The organism is Uliginosibacterium sangjuense, assembly GCF_059132465.1.
Window position 1 is genome coordinate 1,494,862 of the sequence record NZ_CP101132.1, and the last position, 11,875, is coordinate 1,506,736.

At 66.2% G+C, this 11,875-nt stretch carries 11 protein-coding genes; all 11 read left to right on the top strand.

The window, feature by feature from the left end:
• Positions 1-138 precede the first annotated feature (138 nt).
• The gene (locus tag NMB43_RS06805; protein ID WP_494351393.1) at positions 139-2,244 is read left to right on the top strand and encodes a motility associated factor glycosyltransferase family protein; all 2,106 of its coding nucleotides are present in this window, start codon (positions 139-141) and stop codon (positions 2,242-2,244) included.
• Positions 2,237-3,250 carry a UDP-N-acetylglucosamine 4,6-dehydratase (inverting) gene (gene pseB / locus NMB43_RS06810; RefSeq protein ID WP_494351394.1) on the top strand — a complete coding sequence of 338 codons (1,014 nt, stop codon included), beginning with the start codon at positions 2,237-2,239 and terminating at the stop codon, positions 3,248-3,250. Before NMB43_RS06805 ends, pseB begins: the two co-directional genes overlap by 8 nt.
• A 9-nt stretch (positions 3,251-3,259) precedes the next feature.
• Positions 3,260-4,438 (top strand): UDP-4-amino-4,6-dideoxy-N-acetyl-beta-L-altrosamine transaminase, encoded by a 1,179-nt coding sequence (gene pseC, locus NMB43_RS06815; protein WP_494351395.1) that lies wholly within the window; start codon positions 3,260-3,262, stop codon positions 4,436-4,438.
• A gap of 1 nt (position 4,439) precedes the next feature.
• Positions 4,440-5,312, top strand: a complete 873-nt coding sequence (locus tag NMB43_RS06820; protein WP_494351396.1) for an aldo/keto reductase — start codon at positions 4,440-4,442, stop codon at positions 5,310-5,312.
• Positions 5,313-5,323: 11 nt separating this feature from the next.
• On the top strand, positions 5,324-6,484 hold the full coding sequence (locus NMB43_RS06825) for an N-acetyl sugar amidotransferase (protein WP_494351397.1): 1,161 nt from the start codon (positions 5,324-5,326) through the stop codon (positions 6,482-6,484).
• 277 nt (positions 6,485-6,761) lie between these two features.
• Positions 6,762-7,406 (top strand): imidazole glycerol phosphate synthase subunit HisH, encoded by a 645-nt coding sequence (hisH, locus tag NMB43_RS06830; protein ID WP_494351398.1) that lies wholly within the window; start codon positions 6,762-6,764, stop codon positions 7,404-7,406.
• Complete coding sequence (gene hisF, locus NMB43_RS06835) at positions 7,400-8,155, top strand: imidazole glycerol phosphate synthase subunit HisF (protein ID WP_494351399.1); 756 nt, start codon at positions 7,400-7,402, stop codon at positions 8,153-8,155. Before hisH ends, hisF begins: the two co-directional genes overlap by 7 nt.
• Positions 8,156-8,166: 11 nt before the next feature.
• Positions 8,167-8,724, top strand: a complete 558-nt coding sequence (locus tag NMB43_RS06840) for a GNAT family N-acetyltransferase (RefSeq protein ID WP_494351400.1) — start codon at positions 8,167-8,169, stop codon at positions 8,722-8,724.
• Positions 8,721-9,500, top strand: coding sequence for a cytidylyltransferase domain-containing protein (locus NMB43_RS06845; protein WP_494351401.1), 780 nt, complete (start codon positions 8,721-8,723; stop codon positions 9,498-9,500). The genes NMB43_RS06840 and NMB43_RS06845 overlap by 4 nt, the downstream gene beginning before the upstream one ends.
• On the top strand, positions 9,493-10,782 hold the full coding sequence (locus tag NMB43_RS06850) for an aminotransferase class III-fold pyridoxal phosphate-dependent enzyme (protein ID WP_494351402.1): 1,290 nt from the start codon (positions 9,493-9,495) through the stop codon (positions 10,780-10,782). The genes NMB43_RS06845 and NMB43_RS06850 overlap by 8 nt, the downstream gene beginning before the upstream one ends.
• A gap of 119 nt (positions 10,783-10,901) precedes the next feature.
• On the top strand, positions 10,902-11,873 hold the full coding sequence (locus NMB43_RS06855) for an aminopeptidase (RefSeq protein WP_494351403.1): 972 nt from the start codon (positions 10,902-10,904) through the stop codon (positions 11,871-11,873).
• Positions 11,874-11,875: the final 2 nt, after the last annotated feature.

Below are 11,875 nucleotides of genomic sequence, written 5' to 3' on the forward strand. Positions count from 1 at the left end.
GTTTTGCGCCTATCTATGGCATTGCCCGACTTGCTCCGGGGGCTAACATCGGGTCAACTGCGCGAGAACCCTGGACGGGCGAAGTGATGGCGTAACGCGCCGAGCCTGGACGATCGCGGCCGGACAACGAGGAAAACGATGGACAAGAGCATGCTGCCGCCGGACTGGACTCCCCTGCAGGAGGCCTACACGCAGAAGCTGATGGCGACCTATCAGGCCAACCTGTACTTCTTCAAGGAGAAGTTCCCGGAGGTGTTCCGGCGCGTGATGGAGCGCGACATCAAGGCGCCCTTCGAAGTCGGCCCCGGCGGCGAGGTCACGATCTTCAGCGGCAAGTACAAGGGGGACGAGCGCGACTACGTCGACCTTGGCAAGATGCTTTACCGGATCTTTGAAGACCCGGCGAGCCGCCCGCGCATCCGGGTCGACACGGGCTTCATCGAAGACCCGCGTGCCGCGGCACCCCACCTGGACAATCCGCACTTCTACCGCAAGGTCGAGCCGCAGTACCGCATGGAGCTGATCCAGCGCTTCATCGACATGACGCCCGGGCCGGGCGATCGGCTCGACTCGCCGGACTTCGGCGACCACAAGGTTCCGATCGCGGTGGTGTTCGGCAGTGGCTATGGCTGGCACCTGGACCGCCTGGTGGACGACTGGGAGATCCGCCATCTCTTGATTGCTGACACCGATGTCGAGCGCCTGAACCTCTCGCTGTATTTCGTCGACTACGTGTCCCTGCACGCGCGCTTTGCACGCAAGGGCTTCTACTTCACGGTCGCGCTGGAGGAAGACCCCGACGCGCTGGCCAACGACCTGCGGGTGATGCTCTATCACCTGTGGCCGCCGTACTTCATGCAGGGCGCGGCGATCTTCTTCCATGACTACGACTCGACGCGCGTGCACGACTTGTGGAACAACCTCAAGCGCAACCTGTGGACGATGTATCGCGGTTGGGGCTACCTCGATGACGAGGTCGTCGGCCTCAAGCACGCGCTGGAGAATGCGGTCGACCGCGTTCCGCTCTACACCCGCAAGCCCGACCTGCCCGAGGACGCGACCGCCTTCGTGATCGGCTCCGGTCCCTCGCTCGATGCCTTGCTGCCCTTCCTGCGTGAGCAGGCCGACCGCGCTGTCATCATCAGTTGCGGCAGTGCGATCACCGCTCTGGCCAATGCGGGAATCAAGCCGGACATCCACATCGAGGTGGAGCGGACCTTCGACACCTACGCGGTGCTGCGGGACACCAGTGCGCGGGAGTTGCTGCGCGACATGCCGGTGGTGGCGCTCAACATCATGCACCCGGGCGTGTTCAGCCTGACCAGCAAGCCGCTGATGATCCTCAAGGATCTGGATGCCGGTTGCTCCCTGGCCGACTTCTACCGCGAGTACGCGCGCTTCCGCAGCAACCCGACCTGCACGAATGGCGGCGCAGACCTCGCCTTGCGCATGGGCTTCAAGCATGTGTACCTGCTCGGCGTGGACTATGGCTTCCGCGACGAGACCCAGCACCATGCCAAGGCCAGCATGTACTTCGACGAGAAGCAGGATGAATTCACCGATGCCCTCACGCGCATCGTCGAGCTGACCCATGCCGCCGCCCGTGGCGCGCGAGAGATCGATGCCAACTTCGGCGGCAAGGTTCTGTCGACCGACACCTTCATCCACTCGCGCGACGCGCTGCAGATGTCGATCAAGGAGTTCTCCGACGCCAAGGTCTACAACCTCAACGACGGCGCGGCCATCGAAGGGGCGATTGCGCAGCGCGTGGAAGAGGCCGTCGTGGTGGCCGGGCCGGGCGTGAAGCAGCGCAGCCTGGAGGCGATGCTGGGCGCCTTCACCACCGACTACGATGCAGACCCGTTCGCGCGCCTCGACTTCCTGCTGGTGCAGTTGAAGGCGGTGCGCGAGGACATCGAGCGCATCGTGAAGTCGAACGAACTGCAATGCCGCATGGATGTGTTCGACATGCTGTTCGACATCCATCACTACCTGTTCGCGCCAGACCATCAGGCGGCGCAGATCTTCCCCTTGCTGCGCGGTTCGATGCTGCACATGGGGCGCTTCTTCTTTGACTGCGTGGGCATGTTCAAGAGCGAGGAGAAGGCGGTCGAGTTCGCCCGCTTCGGCTTCGACCTGATCCTGCGCTATATCGACGCCGCACACGAAACAGTGGCCAGCCTGCACGAAGTCGGGCGCAAGAGACTGGCCGCGCGACAAGCAGGGGAGCCAATCCATGATTGACGGGAAGTCCATCCTGATCACCGGCGGCACGGGGTCGTTCGGCCGCCAGTTCGTCAAGACAGTGCTGGAGCAGTACAACCCGCGCCGAGTGGTCGTCTATTCGCGCGACGAGCTCAAGCAATACGAGATGCAGCAGGAGTTCCGCGACGAGCGGATGCGCTTCTTCCTCGGCGACGTGCGCGACGCCGAGCGCACCCGCCAGGCCTTCCGTGACATCGACGTGGTGATCCACGCGGCCGCACTCAAGCAGGTGCCTGCCGCGGAATACAACCCGATGGAGTGCATCAAGACCAACATCAACGGCGCGCAGAACGTCATCAACGCCTGCATCGAGAACGAGGTGGAGCGCGTCATCGCCCTGTCCACCGACAAGGCGGCCAACCCGATCAACCTGTACGGCGCCACCAAGCTGGCCTCCGACAAGCTTTTCGTGTCGGCCAACAACATCGTCGGCCGGCGTCGCACGCGTTTCGCCGTGGTGCGCTACGGCAACGTCGTCGGCTCGCGTGGCTCGGTGGTGCCCTTCTTCAAGAAGCTGCTGCAGGACGGCGCGACCGAACTGCCGGTGACCGATGCGCGCATGACGCGCTTCTGGATCACCCTGCAACAAGGGGTGGACTTCGTGATCCGCAACCTCGCGCGCATGCATGGCGGCGAAGTGTTTGTGCCGAAGATCCCGTCCTCGCGCATCACCGAGCTCGCCAACGCCGTCGCACCGGGCGTGCCGACCAAGATCATCGGCATCCGTCCGGGCGAGAAGTTGCACGAAATCATGGTGCCCATGGACGACGCGCACCACACGCTGGAGTTCAAGGAGCACTACGTCATCACGCCCAGCATCGCCTTTTTCGCTCAGCCCAACTACACCATCGATGGCACGGGTGAGCGCGGCGTCAAGGTGGCGGAGGATTTCGAGTACAACTCAGGCACCAACCCCTGGTTCCTGAGCGTGGATGAAATCCGCACGCTGATCGACTCCACCACCGTCGAGCGGCGCGGCAGCTAGCGGGGCAGCATGGCGGGCGAGGCGATTTCGATTTCGATTCCGTATGGCCGGCAATCCATCGACGATGACGACATCGCCGCCGTCGAGGCCGTGCTGCGTGGCGACTGGCTGACCAGCGGCCCCACGATCGAGCGCTTTGAGCAGGGCATGGCTGCGTTTGTGGGCGCCACCGGCGCCTGCGCCGTCAGCAGCGCCACTGCCGCGCTGCACATCGCCTGCCTCGCCCTGGGGCTGGGGCCGGGCAAGCGCCTGTGGACCACGGCCAACACCTTCGTCGCCTCGGCCAACTGTGGCCGTTATTGCGGCGCCGAGCTTGACTTCGTAGACATCGACGCGCGCAGCTATTGCATCAGCATCGAGGCGCTGCGGCACAAGCTGGAAGCTGCCGAGCGCGGCGGCACGCTGCCCGACGTGGTGGTCGCCGTCGATTTCGCCGGTCAGCCCTGCGACTGGGCCGCGCTGGCGTCGCTCAAGGCCCGCTATGGCTTCCGCCTCATCGACGATGCGTCCCATGCGGTCGGCGCGCGCTACCAGGGGCAGCGCATCGGCAGCCTAACGGCCGCCGACTTCAGCGTGTTCAGCTTCCACCCGGTCAAGATCTTGACCACGGGCGAGGGCGGCATGCTGTTTTCGCCCGATCCCGCGCTGCTCGATGCCGTGCGCATGCTGCGCACCCATGGCATCACGCGCGAACCGGCCCGGCTGACGCGTCCGGACGAAGGCGGCTGGTACTACGAACAGCAGGCGCTGGGTTTCAACTACCGCATCACCGACATCCAGGCCGCGCTGGGGCTCTCGCAACTGGCGCGCATCGAGACCTTCCTCGCGCGCCGCCGTGCGTTGGCGGCGCGTTACGACGCATTGCTTGCCGAGCTGCCGGTGCAACGGCCATGGCAGCTGCCCGAGGGCGAATCGGCGTACCACCTGTACCCGATCCTGCTGGCCGACGAGGCGACGCGGCGACGCGTGTATGACGCCCTGCGTGCCGAGGCCATCTACTGCCAGGTGCACTACATCCCGGTGTACTGGCAGCCCGATTTCGCCCGGCTCGGTTTCACCGAAGGACTGTGTCCGCAGGCCGAGGACTACTACCGCCGGACCTTGAGCCTGCCCCTGTTCGCGGACCTGAGCGATGCGCAGCAGGACCGCGTGGTCGACGCCCTGGCGCGTGCCCTGAGAGGGCGCTGACATGGCCGAAATCGCGCTGGGTACCGTGCAGTTCGGTCTGGCCTATGGGGCGACGAACACGCGCGGGCAGGTCCCCGAGGATGAGGCGTTGCGCATCCTGAGCAGCGCGCGGCAGGCCAGTGTACGCTTCCTCGACACGGCTTCTGCTTACGGCACGGCGGAGGCCGTGCTGGGGCGTACGCTGCCGCCGGGGCATGACTTCCGCATCGTGACCAAGTCGCCGGCCTGGCGCGCTGACCGCGATCTGCATGGCAACCTGGCGGCGTCCGAAGCCGCCTTGCGCGACAGCCTGCAGGCGCTGGGGGTACGTAGCGTGGATGCGCTGCTGCTGCACCGGGGGGAGGATCTCTTGGGCGAGCAGGGCGAGGCGGTGTGGCGCTGGTTGCTCAGCGTGCGCGAACGTGGGCTGGCGCGTCGCATTGGCGTCTCGGTCTACGCCCCGGATGAGGCTGAGGAGGTGGCGGAGCGCTACCCGGTTGAACTGGTGCAGATGCCTGGGAACTTGCTGGACCAACGCTTCCTGAGCAGTGGCGCATTGGCGCGCTTGAGCGCACGCGGCGTGGCCGTGCATCTGCGTTCGCTGTTCCTGCAGGGCTTGCTGCTGTCGCCCGAGGCATTGCGCAAGCGCGGTCCGGCGGCGGCGCGCGCCGCCAGCGCACTGGACCGCTGTCTGGATGAGCGTCGTCTGAGCCCGCTGCAGGCCTGCCTGGGCTGGGGCCTGGCGCAGCCGGTCGAGGCGGTGGTGCTGGGCGTCAGCGGCGTGGAAGAATGGGCGGCCATCCTGCAGGCGGCGAACGATGCGCCGCGCCTGGATGCGCCGGAGCTGGCATGCGAGGATCTGGACCTGATCGACCCGCGTCGCTGGCAGCATTGAAAGGGTATGACATGTTGAAGAAGTGCGTGAAGTGCGGCCTGCCCGAGACCTACGAGACCATCGAGTTCGATGCGCAGGGGGTGTGCAACGTCTGTCGCCAGCAGGAGTACAAGCAGGGCGCCATCGACTGGGACGCACGCAAGAAGATGCTCGACGGTCTGATCGAAGAGCATCGCGGCAAGGCGCTGTACGACTGCATCGTGCCTTTCTCGGGCGGCAAGGACTCCACCTTCACGCTCTACCACCTGATCAAGGAATACAAGCTCAAGCCGCTGGTGGTGCAGTTCAACCACGGCTTCCTGCGCGACGGGCTCAAGCAGAACAACGAGCGCACCTTGAAGCAGCTCGGCGTCGATTTCATCAGCTTCACGCCCAACTGGAAGGTGGTGAAGCGCCTCATGCTGGAAGCCTTGATCCGCAAGGGCGACTTCTGCTGGCACTGCCACACCGGCATCTTCTCCTTCCCGATGCACATCGCGCTGCGCTTCGAGGTGCCGCTGGTGATGTGGGGCGAGCCGTCTTCCGAGTACACCGCCTACTACGACTACCGCGACGATCAGATCGAGGAGGTCGACGAGAGCCGCTTCAACCGCTTCGTGAACCTGGGCATCACGGCCGAGGACATGAAGGGCATGATCGAGCACGACTTCGATCTCGACCCGCGCGACCTGTGGCCCTACACCTATCCGCCGGTGCGCGAGCTGCGCCGCCTGCGCTACCGCTCGGTGTGCCTGGGCTCCTTCATTCCCTGGGACGCACAGCGCCAGTCGAAACTGATCATGGACGAGCTGGGCTGGCAGGGCGACCAGGTGGAGGGCATGCCCTGGGAGGTCTATCCCTACGAGAAGATCGAGTGCTACATGCAGGGCGTGCGCGACTACATCAAGTACCTCAAGCGCGGGTACGGGCGCGTCTCGCAGATGACCGCGCTGGACATCCGCCATGGCCGCATGGAGAAGGCCGAGGCCGACCGCCTGGTGGCCGAGTTCGAGGGCCGCAAGCCGGCTTCGCTGGAGTTGTTCCTGGAGTACCTGCAGCTCAGTGAGGACGAGTTCAACGCCATCGTCGCCAAGACCGTGGTGCCGCCCTTCGAGCCGGATTTCAAGACGATCCAGTGGGCGCCGAAGACCAAGGACTTCGATCGCTGGTACCGGGAACCCAAGCGGTCTTGAGCATGCCGATCCGCGCCGCGTGCCTTCTGGTTGACCGACTGCCTGCACCGGATGGCGTGCGTGTGTGGCGTGCCGCGCAGCGCTTGAACCCCTCCCGGCCTCCCCTTGTCAGGGGAGGAGCAAACCAGCCTGGGCCGGGGCGGACGCCCTCCCCTGACAAGGGGAGGGGAGGGGAGGGGTTTGCACTTCGCGCCCCGCGCTCCGGCTTGCATGTCGCCGCATTCGCGCTACGCCGCGGTGGTGGCAGCATTTCCGGGCCAACGCCAGGGCTCTGGCCATGAAGCATCCCCAGATCGGCGTGCTCGAAGTCGGCATCGGCAACATCGGTTCGCTGACGCACGCCGTCTACAGCCTGGGCTACGACTGGGTGCCGGTGCGGGCCGCCGCCGATCTGCAGGAAGTCAGCCACCTCATCATGCCCGGCGTGGGCAGCTTCGCCGATGCCATGCAGCGCATCGATGCAGCGGGCTTGCGCCAGCCGGTGCGCGACTACGCCGCAGCCGGCCAGCCGGTGATGGGCATTTGCCTGGGCATGCAGTTGCTCGCGGATTTCGGCGAGGAGGCGGGGGGCGCCGAGGGCTTCGGCCTCGTGCCGGGCGAAGTGCGGCACCTGCCACTGGCCCCGGGCCTGCGCCTGCCGCATGTGGGCTGGAACCTGGTGCATCGTGCGCGGCCGCACCCGATCCTGGATCGCATCCGTGACGACGTGGATTTCTACTTCGTGCACAGCTACCGCTTCCACTGCACGAACGAGGAAAACGCCATTGGGATGACCGATCACGGTGAGTTGTTCCCGTCCATCGTCGGGCGAGGCAGCGTGGTCGGCGCGCAGTTCCACCCCGAGAAGAGCCAGCGCAACGGGCTGCAGATGCTGGACAACTTCTGCCAGTGGGACGGCCGCTGGGAGGCGGGCGCATGCTGAAGCGCCGCATCATCCCCGTGCAGTTGCTGCTCAACAATCGCCTGGTCAAGACCGTGGGCTTCGGCGAATGGCGTGACGTGGGCAACCCGGTGAAGAGTTCGCTGGTCTACAGCGACCAGGATGCCGACGAGCTGATGCTGCTGAACATCGCCCGCGAGGCGCGCAGCATCGACGACCTGGTAGGCTGGGTCGAGAAGATCGCCGAGGTCTGCTTCGTGCCCTTCACTGTCGGTGGCGGTATTCGTTCAGTGGAAGATGCCGCGCGCCTGATCCGTGCCGGCGCCGACAAGGTGGCGATCAACACGGCGGCCTACCGCAATCCCGCGCTGCTGGCGGAGATCGCGCAGCGCTACGGGCGCCAGGCGGTGGTGCTGTCGGTCGACGTGCTGCGCGAGGGGGAGGGCTGGACGCTGCGCTCGGACTGCGGACGCCAGCCCGAGGCACGCGCCTTGCTCGACTGGCTGCAGGAAGGCGTGGCGCACGGCGCGGGCGAAATCCTGCTCAATTCCATCGACCGTGACGGGCGCATGAACGGCTACGATGTGGACCTGCTGCGCACGGTGGCGCAGGCCGTCAATGTGCCGGTCATCGCCTGTGGCGGCGCCGGCAGCTTCGTGCATCTGCGCGAGGGTTTCGAGGCAGGGGTCGAGGCGGTGGCCTGCGGCAGCCTGTTCAACTTTGGCGACAACAATCCCTTGCGCGCCAAGGCCTTCCTCAAGAACTACGGGATTCCGCTCAAGCGCATCTAGGAGGTCTCGGCGTGTTGCTGGACAAACCGCTGCAAACCGATCGGCTGGTGCTACGCAATCTTGGCGCGGGTGATGCCACGCCAGCGTATGCCCGCTGGCTGGCCGACCCCGAGGTGGTACGCCACCTGGAGGTGCGCTTTGCACCGCCGCAGACCATCGAGCGCATCCGCGAATTCATCGCCACCACCAATGCCTCCGCCACCAGCCTCCTGCTGGGTATCTGCCTCAAGCAGGGGGGGCTGCACATCGGCAACATCAAGCTCGGCCCGGTCGACAGCACCCATGGCCGTGCCGACATCGGCTTCCTGATCGGCGAGCGGGGGCAATGGGGCCGTGGCTACGCGAGTGAGGCGGTCCAGGCGCTGTCCGACTTCGCGCTGAACGAGCTGGGTCTGCACAAGATCACCGCAGGTTGCTATGCCGGAAACTCCGGCTCGGCCCGCACGCTGTTGAAAGCGGGCTTCCGGCAGGAAGGCGTGTTGCGCCGGCACTGGTGGTGCGAGGGGGAGTACCTGGACGGCTGGCTGTTCGGCAAATGGCGCGCAGAGAAGTCGGAGGAGGGCGCGTGAGTGGCGTGCTGGGCGTCTTGCAGGCGCGTTGCTCTTCGTCCCGCCTGCCTGGCAAGGTCTTGTTGCCCGTGCTGGGTGAGCCGATGCTGGCGCGGCAGATCGAGCGCCTGCGCCGTGCCCACCGGCTTGAGCGGCTGATCGTCGCGACCAGCGACGACGCTTCCGACGATGCCCTGGCCGCATTGTGCGAGCGTCTGGGCGTGCATTGCTTCCGCGGTGCGCTCGATGATGTGCTGGATCGCTTCTACCGCGCGGCCGCGCCCTGGCAGCCGGACACGGTGGTGCGCCTGACCGGCGATTGCCCGCTGGCCGACCCCGCCTTGCTCGACCGGATGCTCATGGCCTTCGAGGCGCAGCCCTGCGATTACCTCAGCAACGCGCTGGAACCGACCTTTCCCGACGGGCTGGATATCGAAATCTTCCGCTTCGCCTGCCTCGAAGAGGCCTGGCGCGAGGCACGCCAGGCGGCGCAGCGTGAGCATGTGACGCTTTACATCAACCGCCAGCCGGAGCGATTCCGTATCATCCACTTCAAGGAGTCGCCCGACCTGTCGGCCTTGCGCTGGACGGTCGACGAAGCTGCCGACTACGCCCTGGTCTGCCGCATCTACGAGGCGCTGTACCCCCGCAAGCCCGATTTCGATATGGCGGACATCCTGGCCTGGCTGGCCGCGCACCCCGAGAACACAACGATCAATACGCAACATGTCCGCAACGAAGGGCTGGCGAAATCGCTGGCCGCCGCGGCGGGCAAGCAGGAGAACCACGGTGTCTGAACGCTATCACCAGTCCGAGGAGATGCTGGAGCGCGCGCTGCGCAGCATCCCGCTCGGCTCGCAGACCTTCAGCAAGAGCCTCACCCAGTATCCGCATGGCGTGTCGCCCTATTTCATCGAGAAGGGGCGCGGCTGCCGCGTGATGGACCCGGACGGCAACAAGTACATCGACTTCGTCATGAGTCTCGCCGCCGTCACCCTGGGCTACGGCGACGTGGACGTGAACGGCGCGGTGCGCCACCAGCTCAACGACGGCGTCATCTTCAGCCTGCCGCACCGGCTGGAGATGGAGGTCGCCGAGATGATTGTCGACATGGTGCCCTGCGCGGAAATGGTGCGCTTCGGCAAGAACGGGTCGGACGCCACTTCCGGCGCGATCCGCCTGGCGCGCGCCTACACCGGGCGCGACAACGTGGCGGTGTGCGGCTACCACGGCTGGCAGGACTGGTACATCGGCTCCACCGCGCGTCATCGTGGTGTGCCCATGCAGGTGCGCGAGCTGACCCATACCTTCCCCTACAACGACCTCGAAGCGCTGGCCGACCTGCTGGCACGTCACCCGGACGGCTTCGCCGCGGTGATCCTGGAGCCGATGAACGTGACGCCGCCGGCGCCGGGCTACCTCGAAGGCGTGCAGGAGCTGGCCCACCGCTACGGCGCGCTGCTGGTGTTCGACGAGACCATCACCGGCTTCCGCTACGAGAAGGGCGGCGCGCAGGAGCGCTTCGGCGTGGTGCCGGACCTGGCCACCTTCGGCAAGGGCATGGCCAATGGCTTCCCGGTGTCGGCCATCGCTGGCTCGCGCGAGGTGATGAAGCTGATGGAGGAGATCTTCTTCTCCTTCACCTTCGGTGGCGAGCTGTTGTCGCTGGCGGCCGCCAAGGCCACGCTGACCAAGCTGCAGGCGCAGCCGGTCATCGACCATCTGAAGCGCATGGGCGAGCGCATCCAGGCCGGTATTGCGGCGCGCATCGCCTACCACGAGCTGTCCGAGGTGCTGGCGGTGGGCGGCGACGCCACCTGGCCCTTCCTGATCATCCGCGACACCTCCAACGCCACGAGCTGGGAGATCAAGACGCTCTTCCTGCAGGAGATCTTCTCGCGCGGCATCCTCTCGCTGGGCACCTTCAACGTGAGCTACGCGCACACCGATGCTGAGGTCGACTTCCTGCTGTCGGTGCTCGATGAGGTGTTCGCGGTGATGTCGGTGGCGGTCAAGACCAATGGCGTGCGCCAGGTCTTGCGCTGCGCACCGCTGGAGCCGCTGTTCAAGCTGCGCTGAGGCGGGGCGGACGGTTGGCCGAATAGTGGGGGGTTTGCGCGGCAATTCCGCGCTGCCTGCCCGCACCCCGCTGCGCTAAAGTGCTGGCATGTGGCATTGACCGTCCTGCAAGGCTGAGCATGTCGAAAATCGATCCGGCGGCACATCTGTTGTCGCATTGCGGCGCCCTTCGGTCCGGGGAGCGCTTCCTGCTGGTCGTCGACGCGTCGACGCAGGCACTGGCCGAGCGTTTCCTGGCCGCTGCGCGCGCGCTGGGCGCGCAGGCCGAGACGGCCGTCATCCCGGTGGCCGATCGCCATGGCGCCGAGCCACCGCCCTTCCTGGCGCCGCTGATGCAGCAGGCCGACCTGGTGGCCGGGCTGACCTTCAAGTCGCTGGCCCACACGCGTACCCGCCTGGCATTCACCGAGGCGGGCGGACGCTACCTGAGCCTGCCCGGTTACTCCGAGACCCTGTTGCGCGATCCGGCCGTCACCGCCGACTTCCACGCCCAGTTCGAGCGCACGCGACGCATCACCGAGGCCTTCACCGCAGGCTCGCGGGTGCGCGTCGCCACGGCGGCCGGCACCGACATCCAGCTCGACATCGCCGGGCGCGTCGGCAACTGCTGCCCCGGCTTCGTCAGCGCGGACTACCGCCTGGGCTCGCCGCCCGACATCGAGTCCAACGTCTCGCCGGTGGAGGACGCCTCCGAAGGCATCGTCGTGGTCGACGGCTCGGTCGCCTGCGAGGAGATCGGTCTGCTGCGCGCGCCGATTACCCTGCATGTCGCGGGCGGGCGCATCCGCCGCTTCGAGAGCGACATAGCGGAGTACGTGGAGACCTGCGAGCGTCTGTTCGCACGCGTCGGCAGTCCGCTGGCCTATGTGCTGGCGGAATGCGGCGTGGGCCTCAATCCGGCCGCCACGCTGACCGGCAACATGCTGACCGACGAGGGCGTGCTGGGCTGCGTGCATTTCGGCTTCGGCTCCAACGCCACCGTGGGGGGGCTCAACGATGTGCCCTTCCACATCGACTTCGTATTCCGCCAGGCATCCTTGTGGATCGACGGGCAGGCGATCCTGCTCGATGGCGAACCAGTGATCGGGTGACA

What these genes read in the sequence shown, in the direction of transcription:
- hisF (WP_494351399.1), top strand. Translation starts at nt 7,400, where the DNA reads ATGCTGAAGCGCCGCATCATCCCCGTGCAGTTGCTGCTCAACAATCGC.
- pseC (WP_494351395.1), top strand. Translation starts at nt 3,260, where the DNA reads ATGGCGGGCGAGGCGATTTCGATTTCGATTCCGTATGGCCGGCAATCC.
- NMB43_RS06855 (WP_494351403.1), top strand. Translation starts at nt 10,902, where the DNA reads ATGTCGAAAATCGATCCGGCGGCACATCTGTTGTCGCATTGCGGCGCC.
- NMB43_RS06825 (WP_494351397.1), top strand. Translation starts at nt 5,324, where the DNA reads ATGTTGAAGAAGTGCGTGAAGTGCGGCCTGCCCGAGACCTACGAGACC.
- NMB43_RS06805 (WP_494351393.1), top strand. Translation starts at nt 139, where the DNA reads ATGGACAAGAGCATGCTGCCGCCGGACTGGACTCCCCTGCAGGAGGCC.
- hisH (WP_494351398.1), top strand. Translation starts at nt 6,762, where the DNA reads ATGAAGCATCCCCAGATCGGCGTGCTCGAAGTCGGCATCGGCAACATC.
- pseB (WP_494351394.1), top strand. Translation starts at nt 2,237, where the DNA reads ATGATTGACGGGAAGTCCATCCTGATCACCGGCGGCACGGGGTCGTTC.
- NMB43_RS06820 (WP_494351396.1), top strand. Translation starts at nt 4,440, where the DNA reads ATGGCCGAAATCGCGCTGGGTACCGTGCAGTTCGGTCTGGCCTATGGG.